At 46.4% G+C, this 21,427-nt stretch carries 23 protein-coding genes; 16 read left to right on the top strand and 7 right to left on the bottom strand.

Annotation, left to right across the window (positions count from 1 at the left end):
- The first annotated feature begins 10 nt into the window (after window positions 1-10).
- From CWI76_RS10405 to CWI76_RS10380, 6 genes are read left to right on the top strand one after another with little or no spacing between them, the layout of a single operon-like run.
- Window positions 11-883 (top strand): DUF3014 domain-containing protein, encoded by an 873-nt coding sequence (locus tag CWI76_RS10405; RefSeq protein WP_126760292.1) that lies wholly within the window; start codon window positions 11-13, stop codon window positions 881-883.
- 6 nt (window positions 884-889) lie between these two features.
- Entirely contained in the window at window positions 890-1,498 is a 609-nt protein-coding gene (locus CWI76_RS10400) for a lysophospholipid acyltransferase family protein (protein ID WP_126760291.1), read from the top strand.
- A 50-nt stretch (window positions 1,499-1,548) separates the two neighbouring features.
- Complete coding sequence (gene ribH / locus CWI76_RS10395) at window positions 1,549-2,013, top strand: 6,7-dimethyl-8-ribityllumazine synthase (RefSeq protein ID WP_126760290.1); 465 nt, start codon at window positions 1,549-1,551, stop codon at window positions 2,011-2,013.
- 11 nt (window positions 2,014-2,024) lie between these two features.
- Window positions 2,025-2,444 carry a transcription antitermination factor NusB gene (gene nusB, locus CWI76_RS10390; RefSeq protein WP_126760289.1) on the top strand — a complete coding sequence of 140 codons (420 nt, stop codon included), beginning with the start codon at window positions 2,025-2,027 and terminating at the stop codon, window positions 2,442-2,444.
- An 11-nt stretch (window positions 2,445-2,455) separates the two neighbouring features.
- On the top strand, window positions 2,456-3,454 hold the full coding sequence (thiL, locus tag CWI76_RS10385; protein ID WP_126760288.1) for a thiamine-phosphate kinase: 999 nt from the start codon (window positions 2,456-2,458) through the stop codon (window positions 3,452-3,454).
- Between the two features lie 3 nt (window positions 3,455-3,457).
- A complete protein-coding gene (locus tag CWI76_RS10380) occupies window positions 3,458-3,931 on the top strand; it encodes a phosphatidylglycerophosphatase A family protein (RefSeq protein WP_126760287.1) in 474 nt (157 codons plus the stop codon).
- Here the strand turns inward: CWI76_RS10380 and dxs are convergent.
- Genes dxs through CWI76_RS10365 form a run of 3 tightly spaced genes read right to left on the bottom strand, consistent with a single transcriptional unit; the run spans window position 3,893 to window position 6,897 of the window.
- A complete protein-coding gene (gene dxs, locus CWI76_RS10375) occupies window positions 3,893-5,773 on the bottom strand; it encodes a 1-deoxy-D-xylulose-5-phosphate synthase (RefSeq protein ID WP_126760286.1) in 1,881 nt (626 codons plus the stop codon). The two genes, CWI76_RS10380 and dxs, sit on opposite strands and share 39 nt — an antisense overlap.
- A gap of 3 nt (window positions 5,774-5,776) precedes the next feature.
- Entirely contained in the window at window positions 5,777-6,664 is an 888-nt protein-coding gene (gene ispA, locus CWI76_RS10370) for a (2E,6E)-farnesyl diphosphate synthase (protein WP_126760285.1), read from the bottom strand.
- The gene (locus CWI76_RS10365; RefSeq protein WP_126760284.1) at window positions 6,661-6,897 is read right to left on the bottom strand and encodes an exodeoxyribonuclease VII small subunit; all 237 of its coding nucleotides are present in this window, start codon (window positions 6,895-6,897) and stop codon (window positions 6,661-6,663) included. The genes ispA and CWI76_RS10365 overlap by 4 nt, the downstream gene beginning before the upstream one ends.
- Before the next feature lie 126 nt (window positions 6,898-7,023).
- Between CWI76_RS10365 and thiI the strand changes: the two genes are divergently transcribed.
- Together thiI and CWI76_RS10355 are read left to right on the top strand one after the other, a co-directional pair.
- Window positions 7,024-8,514 (top strand): tRNA uracil 4-sulfurtransferase ThiI, encoded by a 1,491-nt coding sequence (gene thiI / locus CWI76_RS10360; RefSeq protein ID WP_126760283.1) that lies wholly within the window; start codon window positions 7,024-7,026, stop codon window positions 8,512-8,514.
- A 47-nt stretch (window positions 8,515-8,561) separates the two neighbouring features.
- The gene (locus CWI76_RS10355) at window positions 8,562-8,930 is read left to right on the top strand and encodes a VanZ family protein (RefSeq protein WP_241968017.1); all 369 of its coding nucleotides are present in this window, start codon (window positions 8,562-8,564) and stop codon (window positions 8,928-8,930) included.
- Between the two features lies 1 nt (window position 8,931).
- On the opposite strand, the gene srmB is transcribed toward CWI76_RS10355, so the two are convergent.
- Window positions 8,932-10,149 (bottom strand): ATP-dependent RNA helicase SrmB, encoded by a 1,218-nt coding sequence (srmB, locus tag CWI76_RS10350; RefSeq protein WP_126760282.1) that lies wholly within the window; start codon window positions 10,147-10,149, stop codon window positions 8,932-8,934.
- Window positions 10,150-10,204: 55 nt separating this feature from the next.
- Here srmB and CWI76_RS10345 point away from each other — a divergent pair, with 55 nt between their 5' ends.
- The 3 genes from CWI76_RS10345 (at window position 10,205) to CWI76_RS10335 (ending at window position 12,415) form a co-directional block, all read left to right on the top strand.
- Complete coding sequence (locus CWI76_RS10345) at window positions 10,205-10,918, top strand: tRNA1(Val) (adenine(37)-N6)-methyltransferase (protein WP_126760281.1); 714 nt, start codon at window positions 10,205-10,207, stop codon at window positions 10,916-10,918.
- Window positions 10,919-11,206: 288 nt separating this feature from the next.
- Entirely contained in the window at window positions 11,207-12,166 is a 960-nt protein-coding gene (locus CWI76_RS10340) for a hypothetical protein (RefSeq protein WP_126760280.1), read from the top strand.
- 18 nt (window positions 12,167-12,184) lie between these two features.
- Window positions 12,185-12,415, top strand: coding sequence for a hypothetical protein (locus tag CWI76_RS10335; RefSeq protein ID WP_126760279.1), 231 nt, complete (start codon window positions 12,185-12,187; stop codon window positions 12,413-12,415).
- Between the two features lie 56 nt (window positions 12,416-12,471).
- Here the strand turns inward: CWI76_RS10335 and CWI76_RS10330 are convergent, their stop codons facing one another.
- Genes CWI76_RS10330 through CWI76_RS10320 form a run of 3 tightly spaced genes read right to left on the bottom strand, consistent with a single transcriptional unit; the run spans window position 12,472 to window position 16,818 of the window.
- Window positions 12,472-14,145, bottom strand: coding sequence for a dipeptidyl-peptidase 3 family protein (locus tag CWI76_RS10330; RefSeq protein ID WP_126760278.1), 1,674 nt, complete (start codon window positions 14,143-14,145; stop codon window positions 12,472-12,474).
- Window positions 14,142-15,047 (bottom strand): recombination-associated protein RdgC, encoded by a 906-nt coding sequence (gene rdgC / locus CWI76_RS10325; protein ID WP_126760277.1) that lies wholly within the window; start codon window positions 15,045-15,047, stop codon window positions 14,142-14,144. Before rdgC ends, CWI76_RS10330 begins: the two co-directional genes overlap by 4 nt.
- 40 nt (window positions 15,048-15,087) lie before the next feature.
- Window positions 15,088-16,818: a sensor histidine kinase gene (locus CWI76_RS10320; RefSeq protein ID WP_126760276.1), complete on the bottom strand. Its 1,731-nt coding sequence runs from the start codon at window positions 16,816-16,818 to the stop codon at window positions 15,088-15,090.
- Window positions 16,819-16,946: 128 nt separating this feature from the next.
- Between CWI76_RS10320 and CWI76_RS10315 the strand changes: the two genes are divergently transcribed.
- The 5 genes from CWI76_RS10315 (at window position 16,947) to CWI76_RS10295 (ending at window position 21,426) form a co-directional block, all read left to right on the top strand.
- Window positions 16,947-18,227, top strand: a complete 1,281-nt coding sequence (locus CWI76_RS10315; RefSeq protein ID WP_241968016.1) for a mechanosensitive ion channel family protein — start codon at window positions 16,947-16,949, stop codon at window positions 18,225-18,227.
- An 81-nt stretch (window positions 18,228-18,308) separates the two neighbouring features.
- A complete protein-coding gene (locus CWI76_RS10310) occupies window positions 18,309-19,082 on the top strand; it encodes a DUF3450 domain-containing protein (protein WP_126760275.1) in 774 nt (257 codons plus the stop codon).
- A gap of 2 nt (window positions 19,083-19,084) precedes the next feature.
- A complete protein-coding gene (locus tag CWI76_RS10305) occupies window positions 19,085-20,452 on the top strand; it encodes a MotA/TolQ/ExbB proton channel family protein (RefSeq protein ID WP_126760274.1) in 1,368 nt (455 codons plus the stop codon).
- A gap of 8 nt (window positions 20,453-20,460) precedes the next feature.
- Window positions 20,461-21,006, top strand: a complete 546-nt coding sequence (locus CWI76_RS10300) for a MotA/TolQ/ExbB proton channel family protein (protein WP_173021042.1) — start codon at window positions 20,461-20,463, stop codon at window positions 21,004-21,006.
- 12 nt (window positions 21,007-21,018) lie between these two features.
- Window positions 21,019-21,426 (top strand): ExbD/TolR family protein, encoded by a 408-nt coding sequence (locus tag CWI76_RS10295; protein ID WP_126760272.1) that lies wholly within the window; start codon window positions 21,019-21,021, stop codon window positions 21,424-21,426.
- Window position 21,427: the final 1 nt, after the last annotated feature.

Genomic DNA, 21,427 nt, shown 5'->3' with positions numbered 1-21,427 from the left:
GGGGCAAGCAATGAGAGATTTTGGGCAAGATCCATCACCAGCAGCGACAACGTCTACGCACAAAGGCAAGCTGATTATCAGTGTTATTGTTTTGCTAGCGATAGCTATTGCGGTGGTGTTCTATCTTGCAAAGCAACAAGAAAGTGCTCAAAAACCAGAGATCAAACAACCTGCACCAACGGCTCAGGAATCAAAAGAGCCGCAACCTGAGCCCGATCCGAAAGAGTCAACGGAGCTAGATGAGCCAATTCCTGAAATTAGTGAAACGGTCGAATTAGAGCCTGAGCCAGAAGCTGAGCCAGAACAACCGTTGCCCGAGATGGCAGAAAGCACAAGCGCGGTGTTAGACGAACTTAAGGCCGCAGAACAGAACGTAGAGCCAATTACTGGTCAACAACTAATTCGCGATACAGTCGTGTTTGTTGATAACTTACGCCAAGGCTTAGTGATTCGAGAGAAAGCAGTTATCGCCGGTCCGACGGCAGCGTTTCGAGTGCTTGAGCAAAACGGCAAAATTTATATCGACCCGCGTAGTTATGATCGCTACAACCCTATGGTTGATTGGTTTGTAAGTCTCGATACTGAAGTACTCGTGTCGCTGTTTGAACGCTATCAGCCGCTCGTTAAACAGGCACTTGGAGAAATCGGTTATCCTGACCAAGATCCGAACGAAATGCTGTTAGAAGCCATCAACGTGTTACTTGAAACGCCGTCGGTTGGAACGGTTATTGAGTTAAATGATGATAGTGTGATGTATCGTTATGCCGATCCGACACTTGAAGCTCTGCCAGCAGCACAAAAACAAATGTTGCGTACTGGTCCAGATAACATTCGTCGAATTAAACTTAAGCTTGAAGCAATTCAAGAAGCGTTAACTCAGTAACAACTAATGACAACAGCTCATTCAGCGTCGATACCTGACCACATAAAAGGGGCATTTCCGTTACGCGGGAATGCCTTTAGTCGTTGGGTAGGACGAGTCGGCTTACGTCTGCTGGGTGGCTGGCGCGTAGTTGGCGACCTGCCACAAGTTAAGAAAGCCATCATTCCTGTGGCACCGCACACGTCGAACTGGGATTTCTTTATTGGGGTATTTGCGATGTTAGCGCTAGGCCTTAATTTAAGTTACCTCGGTAAGCACACTATCTTTCGTTTTCCGGTGAATGGGTTACTGCGCTGGTTAGGTGGTATTCCTGTCGATAGACGTGCAGCGAGTGGTGTGGTCGAACAAATGGTTGCGCAGTTTCAACAGCGCGATGAATTAATTCTTGCCCTCTCACCAGAGGGCACGCGCAAGAAAGTAAACGAGTGGAAGAAAGGCTTTCTTCACATAGCGCAAGCAGCGCAGGTACCTGTGGTTCCTATCGCACTCGATTTTTCCAGAAAAGTCGTCGAAATAACGCCGGCGTTTATGATCACTGGAAACATTGACGAAGAATTACAGCGAGTAAAAGCAGCCGTTGCCCACGCCGTAGGAAAATATCCAGAACATGCCTGATTGGCAAAATTGTGCTATTATCCCGCCGATTTTTAGAAAAGGATCCAACCATGAACGTAATTGAAGGCGGAATTGCCGCCCCAGGTAAAAAGTTTGCGATTGTTGTTTCTCGGTTTAATCACTTTGTCGTTGATAGCCTGCTTGAAGGCGCTTTAACCACGCTTAAGCACTATGGTCAAGTGAACGCCGACGATATTACAGTGGTGCGGGTTCCTGGCGCTTACGAGATACCGTTAACAGCGAAGAAGCTTGCGAAATCAGGTAAATACGATGCGATTATCGCGATTGGCGCGGTCATTCGTGGCGGTACACCACACTTTGATTTCGTTGCAGGTGAAAGCAATAGTGGCTTAGGTCGTGTTGCGCTAGAGCATGAAGTTCCGGTGGCATTTGGCATCATTACTACCGACAGCATTGAACAAGCCATTGAGCGTAGCGGTACCAAAGCCGGAAATAAAGGCTCTGAGGCCGCACTAAGTGCACTCGAAATGGTTAACGTTCTGAGTCAAATTTAAGAGAGTTATTCATGAAACCAGCTGCACGCCGTAAGGCAAGAAAACTTGCCGTTCAGGCTATTTACTCATGGCAATTGTCGCAGAACAGCATGAGCGATATCGAAGCCCAGTTCTTAACTGACAACGACACCAGTAAAGTGGACGTTGATTACTTTCTGGCGTTAGTACGTGGTGTTGCTGGGCAGTCATCAACGTTGGATGAGGTTCTTGAACCATTTTTGGATCGCCCGTTAAAAGATCTCGATCAGGTTGAGCGAGCGGTGTTGCGCCTGGCCGCTTACGAATTACGTGAGCGTCTCGATGTTCCTTATAAAGTGGCGATAAACGAAGCGATTGAGTTGGCGAAAGCGTTTGGTGCCGATGACAGTCATCGTTTTGTTAACGGAGTTCTTGATAAAGCCATTGATTCATTACGTGCTGCACGACAGTAAGCGTTATCACTATGGCCTTTGGCGAGTTTGATCTTATTGAAACCTATTTCACGCATCGTCTACCTCAGCGTGATGACGTTGACTTAGGTATTGGCGATGACGGTGCAATTGCACGAGTTCCAGAAAACAGTGAGCTAGTGATTGTCACCGATACCATGGTTGAAGGCGTTCACTTTGATCGCGAAACACCAGCCCGCGCCTTAGGTCATAAAGTTGTGGCAGTTAATCTGAGCGATTTAGCCGCAATGGGCGCTGAACCCGCTTGGATTAGTCTTGCCATTACCTTGCCTGAAATTAACGAAGAGTGGTTAACTGGTTTTGCCCACGGTTTGCGCGAAATTTGCGATTATTACAATTGCCAATTGATTGGTGGTGATACAACGCAGGGGCCTTTGTCAGTAACGGTGACTGCTCATGGATTCGTGCCAACGGGTAAAGCATTGCGCCGCAGTGGCGCAAAACCAGGCGATTGGATTTATGTGAGCGGTACATTCGGCGACGCAGGGTTGGCTTTAGCTGCGCGTCAGCATCGGCAGCAATTGAATCCAGATTACCAACGTAAACTCACTGAGCGTCTTTATTTTCCATCTCCTCGCGTTGCTTTAGGGCAATCGCTTCGTGGCATCGCCAGCAGCGCAATTGATGTATCTGACGGCTTACTTGCCGACTTACGACATATTCTGAAGGCATCACACGTCGGCGCTCGGGTAAGTGTGGATGAAGTACCACTTTCACTGGCATTAACTGAGAGTCTTTCAGAAGAGCAAGCGTTGGCGTACGCGTTAACCAGCGGCGATGACTATGAGTTACTTTTCACCGTTCCGGAAGCTCAACGCGGCTTATTTGATACAGTAACTGCGCATAGCCCAAGTAAACCAGTTTGCATTGGCCGCATCACGAATGAAGCCGAAGTAGTTCAGTTGTTGCATAATGACGAACCTTGGCAACTACCTGACACCCCCTACGGATTCGAACATTTCCGTCCCTTAGCAGATACTTCCGCAGAGTAATCCATGAAACGTTTATTGTTGCATCCCATTCATTGCTTGGCTTTTGGTTTTGGTAGTGGGCTCGCAGCAAAAGCTCCCGGTACATTTGGTACACTAGCGGCTATTCCATTCGTGTTCGCGATGCAGTTTACTGGATTGCTAACATACACCCTGATCACGATTATCGCAGCGGTTGCCGGTTTATGGATTTGTGGTTATACCGCAAGAACATTGGGCGTTCATGACCATCCGGCCATTGTTTGGGATGAAATAGCTGGCTATATGATCGCGATGATTGCTTTGCCATTCACTTGGTACAATGTGCTAGCCGCGTTTGTGCTCTTTCGCTTTTTTGACATCGTGAAGCCAGGACCAATCGGTTGGTGTGATCGTAACTTAAAAGGCGGGGCAGGAATTATGGTGGATGACTTGCTGGCCGGAGCGGCCAGCGCCATTGTGTTACATGGTGTCCATGCGCTGCTTGATTTGAGCCTCTAAGCCTGCTGCATCAAGCATGAGTTCGGCACGAATCTCTTCCTGACTACCGTGCTTAATAAATTCATCAGGTAAGCCGATATGAAGCATTTGCGCCGTTTTACCGTGTTGCGCTAAATATTCACTGACCGCGCTACCAGCACCACCTGCGATGACGTTTTCTTCAACACTAACTAGTAAGTCATGGTCTGCCGCTAAAGCATCGATCAATGCGGTATCAAGAGGTTTTACGAAGCGCATATCAGCAACACTAGCGTCGATGCCTTCGGCACAGCTCATCACCTCACTTAAGAGTGTCCCGAAGTTTAATATCGCAACTTTCTTGCCTTCGCGAACCATTCGTCCTTTACCAATTTCGAGTTTCTGCATCTGCTCATCCATGGCAATACCAGTACCATTGCCACGCGGATAACGAACCGCTGCTGGGCCTTGATGCAGATGACCGGTAAATAGCATGTTACGACATTCATTTTCGTCGCTTGGTGTCATAATGACTAAGTTCGGCACACAACGCATATAGCTGATATCAAATGCACCTTGATGGGTTGGGCCATCAGCCCCCACAATTCCGGCACGGTCAATAGCAAACAATACGGGTAAATTCTGCAGTGCCACATCATGTATCAACTGGTCATAGCCACGCTGCAAGAACGTCGAATAGATAGCCACAACAGGGTTGTAGCCGCCAATGGCTAAGCCAGCGCCGAAGGTGACTGCGTGCTGCTCGGCAATAGCGACATCAAAATATTGATGCGGAAACTTCTGTGAAAACTCAACCATGCCGGAGCCTTCGCGCATTGCTGGCGTCACGGCCATGAGTTTTTCATCGATAGCGGCCATCTCGCAGAGCCAATCGCCAAACACCTTAGAATACGATGGCGTTGCCGCTTTCTTGCTTGGCAAAGAGGTTTGCGAAGGGTCAAATTTCGGTACCCCGTGGTAACCGATAGGGTCGTTTTCAGCCGGTGCGTAGCCTTTCCCTTTGCGCGTGACGATATGCAAAAATTGCGGGCCTTTCAAACTGCGCATATTGCGCAATGTATCAACCAACAAGTTCACATCATGCCCATCAATTGGGCCAATGTAATTAAAGCCAAGCTCTTCAAAAATGGTACCTGGTGCAACCATGCCTTTCATGTGCTCTTCGGCACGGCTAGCCAGATGCGAAATACCAGGCATGCCTTGCAGTAGCTTTTTGCCACCTTCGCGAATCGAGGTATACACTTTTCCGGAAAGTACGCGTGCCAAATGATTATTCAGGGCGCCAACGTTCTCAGAAATCGACATGTCGTTGTCGTTCAGAATCACCAACATATCGGGTTTGATATCACCGGCGTGGTTCAGCGCTTCAAACGCCATACCTGCGGTTATCGCGCCATCGCCAATAATCGAGACCACTTTTTGCTGGGTGTTATTGCGCTGCGCGGCAATAGCCATGCCCAAAGCCGCGCTGATGGATGTGCTCGAGTGACCAACGCTCAGCGTATCGTATTCACTTTCAGGACGCCAAGGGAATGGGTGTAACCCGTCTTTTTGTCGAATGGTATGCAAACGATCTTTGCGACCGGTTAATATTTTATGAGGGTAGGCTTGGTGGCCAACGTCCCAGACTAGCTGATCATGTGGTGTCGAATACACATAGTGAAGCGCAACGGTCAGTTCGACGGTGCCTAGGCCTGAAGCAAGGTGACCACTACTTTGGCTCACCGAGTTTAATAGAAACTCGCGCACTTCTGCACATAACTGCGGTAACTGACGTTCGTTCAATAAACGTAAGTCTGCAGGTGTATTGATGCTGTCCAACAACGGTGTTGAAGCGGCTGAGTGACTACTAGATAACGACATGTATTAATGATCCCGGTTCAGCAGATGATCTGCGAATGCTTCCAATAATTGGGTATTGTAAGGAATTTTGCCCAGCGCATGAAGCGCTTTGTGGTGTAAATCGTGCAAGCGCTGCTGCGCGCCTTCTAAGCCCAGTATACTAACATAGGTTGTTTTGTTGGCTTGGATATCGCTGCCTTGGGTTTTGCCGAGAGATTCAGTATTACCGATGACGTCCAGAATGTCATCGCGTACTTGAAAAGCAAGCCCTAAATAATGTGCAAAGGCGTCAAAATGCGCGCGATAAGACTGGGCGTCATCATGCCCTGCTAAAACGCCCAATTGTACCGCGGCACGAATAAGTGCACCGGTTTTATGTATATGTACTTGAGCCAGCTCAGATTCTGGCACGGCGTTACCGGTTGCAGCTAAATCAAGCGCCTGACCGCCGCACATACCGCGATCACCGCTGCCGTCGGCCAATACATGAATCATTTCCAGTTGGCGATTTGGGTTGAGCTTCTTATCCGGACTGCTCAATAGTTCGAAAGCTAACGTTTGCAGCGCATCACCGGCTAAAATCGCGGTGGCGTCGTCAAACGCAATATGACAGGTTGGATGCCCGCGTCGCAGGCTATCATTATCCATGGCTGGTAAATCGTCATGAACCAACGAATAAGCATGAATACATTCTACCGCTGCAGCTGCGCGCTCTAAGCTATGCTGATCCGCGCCGCATAACGCACCAACATGCAAGGTTAGAAACGGTCGCACACGTTTGCCACCTAACACCAGTGCGTAGTGCATCGCTTCGTTCAAGCGTGGGGCTATCGCAACGCGTTCTTGCAGCAGGCGTGATAGGTACTGATTAATATGTTCTTTCGTATCGTTGAGTTGTTGCGCTAGGTTCACGCGTCATCCTCAGCGTTGGATTGAAATGGCGCGAGTGTTTCTTGCCCTTGCTGTTGCAGCAATTGACTAACTTTTTGCTCGGCTTGCTGCAATTTTTGTTGGCTAAGACGAGATAGCTTCACGGCTTGCTCGAATTGCTCAAGCGCTTGTTCAAGTGGCAACTCACCCTGTTCTAACTGCACAACAATTTTTTCAAGTTGTTGCATGGCTTGTTCAAATGACAAATCACTCATAAGGCTTGGTATCCAGTAGCTACGTGGAATAATGGCGCACAAGTTACCTTGATTCCGCAGTGTGGTCAAATCAGGTATAATGCCGCCTTTTTACACTCAGTAACAGTAACGGCATCAAATAATCTCATGAAATTTATAGTTCGATTGCACGCAGAAATCACCATTAAAAGTAAAGGCGTTCGGAAGCGCTATGGCAAGGTACTGGTAAATAATCTGAAAAGTATCTTGCGACGTAACGATGTAAACGCCAAGGTGATCTGGTGTTGGGATAGAATTGAAGTCGTTGTGGCCGATGACGCACATCAAGATGCGAATCAGGTCAGTGAGATTTTACAAAAAATACCCGGTATTTCTTGGTTCAGCCGTTCGCACGAGTTACCGCTGCCGGAAGGCGACCCGACCGACTTCACCCCAATCATGGATGAAGTGTTGGCGTGTTGGCAGGATATTATTCCAGGCAAGAGCTTTGCGGTTCGAGTGAAACGCAAAGGCGAGCACCCGTTTCGCTCACTCGATTTAGAGCGTTATTTAGGTGGCGCCATATTGAAACACTGCGCTGGCAGTAAGGTGAGCTTGAAGAAGCCCGACGTGGAAGTTCGCGTTGAAATTGACCATGATGTGGTTCGAGTATTTGGTCACAAAGAGCAAGGTTTAGGCGGCTTCCCGTTGCCAACACAAGAAACTGTGCTGAGCTTACTCTCTGGCGGTTTTGACTCAAGTGTGGCCAGTTTTCAATTAATTCGCCGTGGCGCTCGCGTGCACTTTTGCTTTTTTAACTTAGGTGGTGCGCAACACGAAACGGGTGTTCGGCAAACGGCCTATTATTTATGGCAACAGTACGCCAGTTCGCATCCGTTGAAGTTTATTAGCATTGATTTTGCGCCGGTGGTTGAAGAAATACTGACCAAAGTTGATAACGGCTTAATGGGCGTGGTGTTGAAGCGTCAAATGCTGCGAGCAGCAGAGATTGTCGCTAATAATTTACACACGGCAGCCATTGTGACGGGCGAGGCGTTAGGTCAGGTTTCGAGCCAAACCTTAAGCAACTTAAGTGTGATTGATGAGGCCACTGACAAACTGGTACTGCGCCCATTAATCACCATGGATAAGCAAGAAATCATTAACATTGCGCAACAAATTGGCACCGCCGACTTTGCGCGAAGTATGCCAGAATATTGTGGTGTCATTTCGAATAAGCCGACCGTAAAAGCACAGCGTGATGCCTTAGCTGAAGCGGAGAGCCAACTCGATATCGAGTTAATTAAGCACGTGGTGCGCCAATCGCGCGTTGAAGATGTGAGTCAAATTGGCGAGACCACTGAGCAGCGCGTGCAAAAAGTGGACGCGGTGCAGAGCGTCACAAGCGAGACTCATGAAATCATCGATATTCGCAGCCAGGATGAAGTGGATAATAAGCCTTTTGTGGCACCGAAAGACGATATTGTGGTGCGGCATATTCCGTTTTTTAAACTGGCAACGGCCTTTGCCGACTTGGATAATAGTAAAACCTATTTACTGTATTGCGAGAAAGGCGTTATGAGTAAATTGCAGGCGCTTTATCTACAAGAGCAAGGATATCAGAACGTGGCGGTTTATCAGCCGCCGGTGAAGAAGTAAGTAAAACGTAAACCAAATCATTTAGACGATAGCAGTAAGGATAGTAAATGACGTCAAGAAACATCGCGCGGCTTATATTTTTAATCGTACTGATTGGGTTGTCTGCAGCATTTTTAATGCAAGTATCAAGCAACCAAGTACCGCGCTTTGAGAATGCTGACAAGGTGGTACATTTTGTGGCGTTTTTTGTGTTGGCGTTGACGTTTCATCGTGCTTTCCCGATACCAATTTGGGCGGCGTTGATTGTCCTTACCTTATACGGTGTCGCCATTGAGTGGGTTCAAGGAATGTTACCGTATCGAAGCGCGAGCGTTGGCGATCTCGTAGCTGATGCTGCAGGTGCTTCAACGTATTATGCATGGGCTTACTGGCGGTTTCGCCGCAACCAATCTCGTCAAAAGAAAAAAGCGAAGTAAATTACTTCGCTTTCTTTTTATTCGCTTCTTTTTTCTTGGCCTTTTTCTTCTTGGCTTTTCCCGGCGTTGGGAATTTATATTGCGGTCTTAAATCGTCGAATACGCGACGTTCAAGTTTGACTTTCTGATAGCGTTCAATACGACCAAGTAATTCAGCGTCGTGCGCTTCAACCAAAGCAATAGCTAAACCAGATTTGCCAGCGCGACCAGTACGACCAATTCGGTGCAAATAAACATCGGCCGTCTTCGGCAAATCGAAGTTCACCACTAACTCAACATCTTCAACATCAATACCGCGAGCAGCCACATCCGTTGCGATCAGGGTGCTGTCTTCAAACTTCTCCATGCGCGCAATAATGCGCTGACGGTCTGATTGCGGCATATCGCCCCGCAGCGTGAGGGTTTTAATACCTGCCGACTGTAACTTGCCTGATAGTTCTTCAACGCGCTCACGGGTACGAACGAAGACAATTCGGCGTCCAGTATTTTCGGCTAACACACGGTCAAGCAGCTTCAACTTGTGCTCAGCAGTATCGGCTTGATACCAACGCTGTAAGATTTTACCGCGCTCGCGCTTCGGCGGCTCCACAGTAATGTGCTGTGGTTCTTTTTGAATTTCGGCAGAGAACCGCTTCACCCCAGCACTCTCAAGTGTGGCGGAAAACAGTAATGTTTGCTTCAGGTGACGCGCTTCATTAACCAGCTGTTTCACGGCACTACTAAAGCCCATGTCGAGCATACGATCAGCTTCATCAATAACCAGCCATTCAACGTTTTCAAGCTCGTATTGGTCAGCGCCAATCAAATCAAGCAAACGTCCTGGCGTTGCGACTAAGATATCGTGACTCGCTTGGAGTTGCTGATGCTGCGAACCGTAATTTACGCCGCCGGTAATGAGTACCGTTTTGAGTTCTGTTGTTTCACCAAAAGCGTCGGCCTGTTCAGCAATTTGCTGTGCCAGTTCGCGTGTTGGTGCCAAAATAAGAATGCGTGCTGAACCAGGTTGGCGACGAGGGAAATCCAAGAGGTGTTGGATAGCCGGCAATAAAAATGCGAGCGTTTTACCAGTACCTGTTGGTGAATTGACTAATAAGTCTTGACCATCCAGAGCTGCCGGAATAACTGCTTGCTGTACTTTCGCTGGCTTGTTAATGTCAGCAGCCTTGAGAACATCGATGAGCTCGTCATCCAGTTCTAATTGTTCCCAATCGGGTGTCATGCTTAGTTCCTGTCGTTACGGATAAGTAGTACGCAAATTTCTTACGGAGAAGCCTATGGGCTTTCAATGCCGGCAATTTTACCTGAAAGATGACCAATGTGCGATGAAAGTTAGCACCGATAGCCTGCTGTTCGGAGCTTGGGTTGAGGTCGATATGGCGCAACGCATACTCGATATGGGCACCGGCTGTGGCATTCTTGCATTAATGTTGGCGCAACGAAGCACGGCATCAGCAAAAATTGAGGCGATTGAACTCGATGCACGCGCTGCCATTCAAGCACAACAGAATGCGTTGGCATCGCCGTGGCCCGACAAAATCATGATCACACAAGGTGATGTCACAACCGCGGCTTATCGTGAGAATCAGTACGACCTCATCGTCATGAATCCACCGTACTTCGCCAACCATCTGGCGAGCGCCAGCAAAGAGCGTGAATTGGCACGTCAGGGCACAGGCGATGTTTGGCGAGTGTGGTTACAACGGGCCGCTCAGTTACTTGCGCCAAATGGTCGAATTGCGGTGGTTGCACCAATACAAGCACAGGATACAATTGTTTCTGAATTAGCGGCCATGAACTTGCAATTGGCGCGCCAATACAAGGTTCAGAGCACCCCGAAAAAAGCACCTTATTTAATCTTATTGGAGTTTATTAGCGCTTCAAAAGCGGAATCTACGAAGTTCGAAAAACTAGTAATTCGCGACGAAGCAGGGCAATACACGGCGGGCTTTAAACAAATAACGAGAGACTTTTATTTAAACTTTGAATAAAAATCTCTCACTTATTTAGCATATTAATGGAACCAGTGCGCAGTGCTTTACTCAAGACCATTAGCTAAGACTGGTGGTTACGCTCCAAGTACGCAATTAACTTGGCGAAAAGTAGTATCTACAGGAATGTCGCTAATTTCACATGAAAGATGGCTAATATGTGATGTTAGAAAATTTATAGTTTTAAAAGGATCATTGTAGGTATTTATGAGGTATGTGAATTTATTTGAAATGTCCATCACGAGTATTTAGTCTGATCTTTCAATATTATAAGAAAAGGAATGAACAATGAGAAAGTTATTTATTCTAATTGCCTTTACAGTGACTTTACTAAATGAGGCTCTCGCATCACCTTATTTACTAGAGTGTAACGCTTGTTCAGTTGAAGAGCATAAATCTAGAGTTCTTGAAAATGCATATAAGATTAACCCCTTTAGAGAATTATCTTCGCATTATGTAATAGACTTAAAGACTGAGAAACTATTTTTGTATCGAGTCCACATTGACATGGAGCTTGGTTGGCAGCGCGTAAGTGGGCTCGAAACGGGAGAAGATGTGAAGTTAGCTGTTCAGGAGTTTTTTGAATCAAGAAGAAATTTAATTGCTGAGTTTGAGTCATCACCTAATATGCTGAGCGATCTCATATCGTCAGTTAGTGTCTCAGGGCTAGGGTCATCACCGAAGGAATCTAAAGTTTTTCGAGAAATAGCGAATTATACGTCGGGAAACAACGGGAAATCATGCAAAGCTTCGGATAAAGGAGTTTACGAATTTATATTAGACTCCCAATTTAGAAAAAATGTATTTGACAAAATGCTTCAATGGTATCCGGTGAGTCAATCATTCATAAACACTTGGAATAACTTCCTAAGCAAAGCGAACATTACATTTACAACAGGTTCAGGTGCCTTTTCTCTCTCTGTAGAGGGAAGTTTATTTGGGTTACCTCAAACGATAAACTTTCCCGATGGGGGGGTTGCTGATGTAATCATATCGGGAGATGGAAATACATTTGAGGTAGTAGAGGGTAGTGCATTCGATTGCGAAAATAATCAAATACCGACGGAAGAGAGCGAGTTCTCAGGAAACTTTAATTTCGGAAGTCTCAGTAGTTTTAATGGATTTCAGAACTACGGTTCTTATTTTAACGTTGAGTTTTCAGGTACAGTGTGTACGAATAATACATTTTTCACATCATGTAGATATTCAGGCGATGGAAAATATCTTTGTTCATACAGTTGTAATTAATCGCAAAAGGAAATGTAGATGGTTTTAGAACATTCTTTTACTTCAGGCCTTGGTATTTTTTATCTACTGCTTACAGCCACAGTTCATGTTGTATTAGCCATTGCCGTTTATTCAAATGCGCTTGCTACCCGAAGAGCAGGTAAGGATATTTATTTATTGAATGGTTTTTTTTGGTTCGTTTTAACACTCGTTTCAGGAATACCGAGTGCTGCGCTTTACTGGTTTGTGAATAAATTTGAGCGCGCGTGAATCATGAACAAAACGGCAGGAAAAGGGAGCCAAATATCTTGGCTCCCTTCAATCTATTAAAGACCTAGAACACTCTTACCTTGGCGGAAAGTAATATCCACAGGAATGTCGGCAGCCGACAAGCGATCTAAATCAGCTTGTAACTGCGGACTAATGTTGCCCATGGTATCAAAGAGTTCGCCAACACCTTGGTAATCGCCGTCACCTTGAAGGGTTAAAATTTTCTCTGACAAACTATTCATGGCGGCGCGCATGGCATCCATATTCACGGAATACTGACCTTGCTCGTTGCGTGAAAACGCACCGGCTTGTTCAAAGTAATTAAAGCGAATCATGTTTGCTTTGCCGTGTGCACTTGAGGCACCAAAACGAACCGAGCGAAAGATACCCGCTAAGAACGTGGTGTAGTAATCCTCTAGAACGCCTTCAGTTATCACGCCAGCTTCTAACAACTGAGTGACCATATACAAACCTAGAATGTCGGCTTTGCCTTCCTCTAGCGCTGAAGCATGTTCTTTAAGCGCTTCACGCACTGTGCCAGATTGGCCAACCAAGTTTTTGATACCAAGACCGTGTGCAACTTCATGGAACATGGTATTGGCGAAGAACGCATCAAAGGTAATGTGCTGGCGTTGCTCAGGCACAATGAGTTCGTCGGCAATCGGTAACATGATTGCGTCGAACTTCGCGCGCATGGCGTTTTTCAGCTGTAATCGACGCGTGCCTTTTTGTAACTGCACTTCTTCGTCATTTGGCAAGTTGATGGCGATAGTCTTACTTCCGGCATTCGAGTGACCGGCATAATAAACCACATCATAAGCATTGAGCTGTGCACCTGCGCCAGGCACTTCGGCTTTGTACTCAGCTGGTACCGGAAGATTCTGTTGTAGCTCAGGTAAGTACTGCGCATACACCGCTAACTTTTCACTCCATTCGAGATCTTTAATCAGCACATAAGACTCGAACGCGGCACGATAGCCATAAAGTTGATCTTCATAGCTTTCAATAGGGCCAATCACCACGTCAATCGCATTGTTGGTCATATCCATCCAAGCGAAGTCAGAAGGTTGATATTCATTACTCAAAAACGCATCAGCACGCATGGTGAGATAGTTTTTGAAACCTTCGTCTTCAGCAAACTCAGCGGCCTCGCGTAATAACCCTGCAGCTTTCTCTAACTGTGTACGGTATGCCTCATTGTATGGGACCGCGTAAAGCTCACCTTGATCGTTGCGACGAACCAGAGTGTAAAGGTCGATTTTGCCTTCAAATTCGGCTTGTTCGAACTCTTCTTTGGTCATATTAGACGGATAGAAATTGGCACCGGCTGGCTTCTCACCAAATCCAGTTAAGAATGGCTTGTCGTTATTTAAACGATCCCATGGGCCGTAATTGATTGCCGCAAAATTCTTCACGTTCTCGTCGCTAATGCGATTCAAAAGACTGCTTGCGCTCGCACCATAGGCTTGCTGCCAGAATAAGTCATCCATGATTTCAGAGGCTTCAATTAACAGTTCAACCACATGGCGTTGACGCTCAGAAAGGTGGCTTAAATCAGCTGTTAAGTCCATTGGGTAGTAGATGTCGAGGCGTGATTTGGCATCGGCGACTAATTCAACAGCCGGAGCTTCGGATTGCGCCTTTTCAACCGGTGCAGGCTCTTGGCTGCATCCGAGCAGTGTTAGGCTGACTGCCAGTGCAGTCAGTGGAAAACGGATTGTTTTAATCATTGTTCGTTCCTTTGGGCAAATAAGCTCACAAGGTCTGGATAAAATGCACGGATCTCTCCAGCCAAGAGAGCAAAATCAGCATCAATTTTTTGTTCTGGGGTCGCATCAACAAGCTTATCTTGTTCATCAACTAATAAGTCTGTTGGCTTGAAACGTTTTACTGCTAGATCATGTTCTAGCACAAAAGTGAGACGTTCGTTCCAGTCTAAACCTATTTTTGTCGCTTGTTTACCATGGGCAAGATGAGTTTCAATTTCAGTACCTGTCAACGCATGTTGACGCACACGGACGATACCCCCGTCATCACTGTTATCTCGTAATTCAACTTCATCACCAAAATCGAAGTTACCCGGTGCTTTGCCATCTTTTAACCACTGCGTGAAATAAAGCTCGCTTGGATTCTCGCTAAATAATGGTTTGACTGGCAGAGAACCAAAACTGCTTCTAAGCATGCCGAGAAAGTCTTCAGCGCGATTTGCAGCGGACGCATCCACAACAACAATATTCAAATCGGTATCAAGTAAGCCCCAAGTTAGTCGAAACCGTGTAAATGCTTGCGGTAACAGTCGGTGAATAATGTCTTCTTTAAGGTTTTGCTTCTCTTTCCCGGCAACTTTACGACCCTGTTCAGCCTCAATTTGATTCACCACTTCATCAACTTCAGCGCTCACTACTGCGGCAGGCAATACTTTTTCTTCTTTTCGCGCACAAAATAAATACGCGTGACCAATTTGATGAAATAGAACGTCACTGTGTTGACCGAATGGCGAGCTCCAACCAAAGCTTGCTAATTCTTGACGGCCACATGGACGGAAAGCATGATCACTTAGGCGTTGTTCGAGGTTTTCGGGTAAAACAAAATCATCTGCGAGCGTATAAATTCGCAAGTTCTTAAACCACATGTTATGTCCTTGATTAATAACTTCGAGATATCGAAATGAATTAGATAAATGTTACCGCTAATGTCATGCGGTAGGTTAAGCCTTGTCCCGGTTCACTTTCAGCTTCAACGGTACCGTTGAGGGTTTGGGTCACGAGATTTCGAATAATATGTGTTCCTAAACCACTACCACCTTGTTGTACCTTGGTGGTGAAAAACGGATCGAATAACTGATCGAGTTGCTGTTGCGTCAAACCTTTCCCATTGTCGCGATAATCAATCACAAGTTTGTCATCGTTGCGCTCAATGGTAATGCCAATCTCACCATCTTGCTTATTTTCAAAGCCGTGAATCAAGGAATTGATAATTAAATTTGTGAAAATCTGCGCAAAGGCACCTGCTGGGCAGCGAATTTCAATATCATCAGGGCATTCAATCAGAATGCGTGGTTTAAACGGTTTTAGGCGCGGATTGAGCGTTTGAATCACACCGTTTAAGTAGTCTTTAATGTTAATTTCGCGAACTACTTCAGAAGTTTGGTCTACGGCAACTTGTTTAAAGCTGCTGATTAAATCCGATGCACGAGCTAGGTTACTTTCAAGTAAATCGAGCGATTCCTTACTGAGCTTAAACACCTTCGTAAGCTGTGCTTGGGTCAGTGCCTTTTTATTCAACGCTTCTTCGGCTTCGGTTAACTGATCACGAATATATGTTGCCGCCGTGACCGAGATGCCAATTGGGGTGTTGACGTCGTGCGTGATACCGGCAACGAGACCACCGAGAGAAGCCATCTTCTCTGATTCAATCAGTTGATCTTGGGTGCGTTCAAGCGCACTGAGCGACTCTTGAAGGCGCGTATTAATTTCGCGCAAATCGGTTTCAACCACACGTCGTTGGCGAATTTCGTTTTCCAGTGTGTCTTGCCGTAACTCGAGGTCATTTTTTTGCCGTTCCAAGTCAACCAGAACGCGACTGAGATTACTGGTTTTACGTGCCACTTCTTGCTCGAGAATACCATTTTGCTCATCCAACTTTTGATTCACATGCAACAGCTGCTTCTGCGCTCTATCAAGATCTTCTTGGTACTCTTTGAGATTCTCGACCAGTTGGTTATAAGCACGCTCAAGTAGCAAAAACTCCGTGTTTCGTAGGCTACGAATGTGTAATTTTGAATGTTCAAGATCGTCGAGTCGGAAGTTTTGAATTTGACTGATTAAATCACGCATGGGGCGATTCAACATGCGATGAAACGCCACGCTAAACAGCATGATTAAAAAGGTACTTTTGACAATCGCTGAGCCGATAATGAAGTAAAGACTTACTTTAATGCGCTGAATGGCAATATCACGGGTGGTGTAAAGTGTCACATCGCCAACCTGGGTTGAATCACCAGAAAACTCAAACACTAATTTGGAGTAGTAACCAAATACACCATCGCGCTCGGGTAGTTCGTAACTATCTGCCGATATAGTAGGAAAGGCGCGAAGCGGCGGGGTGCGCCCCAGTTGGCTAACAATACGCCCAGTATCATCACGAATCACCAATCCTGCTATCGCCGGAATATTGATAAGGCCGTCCGCAATGGCTTCAATTTGTGGCGTATTGTATTCCCACAGCGAGCGCGCCAAAGAATGGCTAAACGTGCTTTGTTGATTGTGCAGCTCCTGAACCAACATATTTTTGGTGTCGTAATATTCCCCCACAACTTGCACCGACGTCACAATCAGAGTCAATACGAAATAGACTGAAAGTACGTTGGTAAGAAGGGATTTTGAAATACTCGACGTCGTCATTGAAAGTCCTTGAAAGCTTTCACACAAGGTACTGTAAATTAACTTTGTTCGCAATATGAGAAAGATTGAGAAAAGCAGCTTGTTGGGCTATGTTAGGGGCTCTTCAAAGGCTGAAGGTAAGAGCAAAGATGGACGTCATAACAAACATGCAAGAGCAACTCGAAAGTTGGCAAGAATGGTTGTCGCAACATGCCGACATCGACACCATGGTCAAATTAGCCTTATTACTAGTTGCAGCGTGGATTGCGAATTTTGTCGTCAAAAAAATACTCATGCGTGGGGCAATGACAGCACTGTCCTACACGCCTGCAGGTAAAGATCGTCAGTTATTTGAACGCAACATCATCGCGCGTTTAGCTAATGTGGTACCAGCCCTTGTTATCTCTTATGGCATAAGCTCAGTTCCTAACCTGCCAGAAGAACTCACGATTGTTGTCAGCAATGTGTGCAATGCTTTTGTGGTGTTAACCATTGCACGTGCAATTAGTGGCGTATTGACAGTAGTAAATATCTTGTATGAACGACAGCCTGATGCCCACGAAAAGCCAATCAAAGGGTATATTCAGGTTGTAAAAATTGCGATTTACGCTGTTGCCGCCATTCTTATTGTCGCTGCCTTAATTGACCGTTCGCCGGTTATCTTGCTGTCAGGTCTTGGTGCGATGGCCGCAGTATTGATGTTGGTTTTTCAAGATACGCTCTTATCGCTTGTCGCCAGTGTTCAAATTACCTCCAATGATATTATCCGGGTCGGTGACTGGGTTGAAATGCCAAACCTTAATGTCGACGGCGATGTAAAAGATATTGCCTTGCACACGGTCAAAGTGCAGAACTGGGATAAGACCATATCAACTATTCCAACCAAGCGCTTTATCTCTGATCCGTTTAAAAACTGGCGGGGTATGCAAGAGTCTGGTGGACGGCGAATTAAACGTAGCCTGATGATCGATCAAAATAGTGTGCATTTCTTATCAAAAGACGAAGAAGAAAAGCTCCATCGTTTTCGCTTATTAAAAGATTACTTAAAAAATAAGCAGCAAGAGATTGATGATTGGAACCAACAGCTAAAAGAAGAAGGCAAAGAGCCGGTTAATACGCGTCGTATTAGTAATATCGGTACGTTTAGAGCCTATGTGTTGCAGTATTTGAAAAACCACCAGCACATTCACCAAGAGATGACGATGATGGTGCGTCAGCTGAATCCGACGGCGGACGGGTTACCGCTCGAAGTATATTGCTTTACCGCGACAACCGAGTGGGTTGCCTACGAAGGCATTCAGTCGGATATTTTTGACCACCTGATATCCATTCTCCCTGAGTTTGGTTTACGCGTATTCCAGCACCCAAGTGGGGTTGATATGCGCGAGATGGTCACAGAAATCAAACAAAACCGTCATAATGACACATAACTGACACATTACAGTCACCAAGCTGTCACATAACTGCAGTATCTTGCCCAGCATCATTCATTAGATGCGCAAGGTATTGTTATGAAGCATTCCTTAATTTCTTCAGTGATTCTCCTGGCTTTTGCCAGTGCGCCCGTTTTTGCGCAAGAGCAGTCGCTAGAGCCGGTAGTTGATGCTGCCGATAAAATCAATGCAGCAGCCAAATCATCTCAATTAACGGTTGAAAAAATTGCTGATTCTACGCAAGAGCGTATTCAGCAATATAAACAAATCACCCGCCAAATTCAGGGGCTTGAGGTATATACCCAGCAACTGCAGAAGCAACTTGATGCGCAATTAGTCGAGAAAGACGAACTCAACAGCTCAATTGATGAAGTGAGCGTGGTGGAGCGTCAAATTACCCCGCTCATGCTGCGCATGATTGACAGCCTTGCCAAATTCGTCGAATTAGACGTGCCATTCTTACCGGAAGAGCGCGCTGAACGTGTTGCTAGTTTACGTGATTTGATGGATCGAGCTGACGTGGATGTGTCTGAGAAGTTCCGTCGCGTGATGGAAGCTTTCCAAATTGAAGCCGATTACGGCCGCAACATTGAAGCATATAACGGCGAAATGACCGTTGATGGGCAAAGCCAAGATGTCGAATTCTTGCGTATGGGCCGCACTGTGTTGCTTTATAAAACGCGCGATGGTTCAACCATGGGCGTTTGGAATCAACAGCAGCGTGAATGGCAACCACTCGATTCAAGCTATGCAAGCAACGTGCAAGAAGCAATTCGCGTGGCACGTAAACAGCTTGCCCCAGATTTATTGATGCTTCCTGTTTTTACTCAAACTAACGGTGCTGGAGAATAACCATGTTGAAGCAAATTCTAACAAGTACCTTAGCGGCAACAGCGTTATTGATTTCTCAACAGGCGTTGAGCGCACCGCAAGACCCAATTAACCTCGACCAGTTGTTAAAACAATTACAGCAAGGTCAATTTGAGCAAACCGAAGAAAATAAACAACGTGAAGCACGATTCCGCGCCGAAGCGAACGAGCAAGAGCGAATTCTTCGTGAAGCGATTGCTGAACGCGACCGTTTAGAAAAACTAAGCGAAACGCTCGAAACGAATTTTGAGAAAAACGAGATTGAGCTTGCCGGCCTAACCGATACGTTAACGCAACGCATGGGCTCGCTTCGTGAACTCTTTGGCGTGTTGCAACAAGTTGCTGGCGATACGAGCAGCAAATTACAAACATCATTTGTTTCGGTGGAGTTCCCTGGCCGCAGCGAACAGCTCAGCGACCTCGCTCAAAAAATGGGTAGCAGCTCTAAGTTGGCTTCCATTGAAGAAATTGAATCAGTTTGGTTGGCACTACTCCAAGAAATGGCGGAGTCAGGCAAAGTCAGTCAGTTTGATACCGAAGTGACGCTCGCGAATGGTGAGAAGGTTACCAAGCAAGTAACTCGCGTTGGTACCTTCAACATGGTTGCCGATGGTCAGTATCTTGAACTGGTGCCAGGTACCGATACCGTCGCTGAATTAATTCGTCAGCCATCTGGTCGTTACTTGGATACAGTGACTGCCTTAGAGCAAGCAGACGAAAACCCTGTCAAGTTTGCAATGGACCCAACGGGCGGCTCAATTCTTGGCCTTTTGGTGCAAGCGCCTGATTTAGGCGAGCGCATCGATCAAGGCGGTACGGTTGGTTACATCATTCTTGCACTTGGTGTGATTGGTTTATTGATCGCTGTTGAGCGCTTTATCACGCTGACGCTGATGGGCGGCAAAGTGAAGCGTCAAATGAAGCAAACTGAAGCCCGAGAAGACAATCCATTGGGTCGTGTGATGGCTGTGCAACGAAAGTATCCTGATGTTGATACCGAAACTTTGGAGCTGAAACTTAGCGAAGCCATTCTGCGTGAAGTGCCAAAAATTCAGCGTAACTTGACGTTCATTAAGATCATCTCGGTGGTTGCACCATTGATGGGTCTGTTAGGTACGGTTACCGGTATGATCAATACCTTCCAAGCCATCACCTTGTTTGGTACGGGTGACCCGAAACTGATGGCGGGTGGTATTTCACAAGCCTTGGTAACAACTGTACTCGGCCTTGTGGTTGCCATTCCAATGACCTTGCTGTTCGCAACCTTGAACACGCGTAGCCGCAACATTGTGCATGTGCTGCAAGAACAAGCCTCAGGCATTATTGCGGAGCGCTCTGAGCGGAGTCACTAATCATGTTTCTGCTCGAATTCAGCAATGCTATTCAAGATTTCATCGAAACCGGCGGCAATGTGCTGCTGGTTATCGGGGTACTTATTTTCGTCATGTGGCTGATGATTTTAGAGCGTATCTTCTACTACTTACGCGGTCATCGCCAAGCAACAAAAGCAGCTTTGGCGAACTGGAATAATCGTGCTGACCGTTCGTCATGGCAGGCTGAACAAATTCGTGGTGCGATTATCTCGCGGGTGTCGATTGCATTAGGCGGCAACCTACCCATCCTGCAAGCCATGGTGGCGTTATGTCCGCTGCTTGGTTTGATGGGAACGGTAACCGGCATGATTGAAGTGTTCGACGTGATGGCCGTAGCTGGTACCGGCAATGCACGTTCAATGGCAGCAGGGGTATCGAAAGCGACTATTCCTACCATGGCGGGCATGGTTGGCGCATTGTCTGGTGTATTTGCAACAACCTGGCTACAGCGCACGGCAAAACGTGAACGGCTCAAATTAGAAGATCGTTTGTTACTCGATCACTCAAGCGCACAATCGCTTGCTAGCAAATAGAGGTAAGGCGCAATGAAACAACATTTTGCAAATTTAGTTGATGAAGAAGAAGCACAGATTGACATGACGCCAATGCTTGACGTTGTCTTCATCATGCTGATCTTTTTTATCGTTACCGCCTCATTTGTGAAAGAGTCGGGCATTGATGTGAACCGTCCAGAAGCGGCAACTGCGGTGCAAAAAGATCGCGCCAATATTTTGGTTGCTATCAGTGATACCGGTGAAATCTGGATTAACAAACGTCAGGTTGATGCCCGTGCGGTGCAAGCAAACATTGAACGTTTGTATGCGGAAAACCCGCAAGGTTCGGTGGTGATTCAAGCGGATAAAAAAGCGACCACGGAAACCTTAATTAAAGTGATGGATGCCGCTCGTGCAGCTGGTGTCTTTGATGTCTCGATTGCAACGCAAGAAGACTAGT

The sequence above is a fragment of the Pseudidiomarina marina genome, assembly GCF_003987045.1.
Taxonomy (GTDB): domain Bacteria; phylum Pseudomonadota; class Gammaproteobacteria; order Enterobacterales; family Alteromonadaceae; genus Pseudidiomarina; species Pseudidiomarina marina.
Note: the sequence above shows the minus strand (reverse complement) of the source record. Positions and strands in the feature narration are given on the sequence as shown.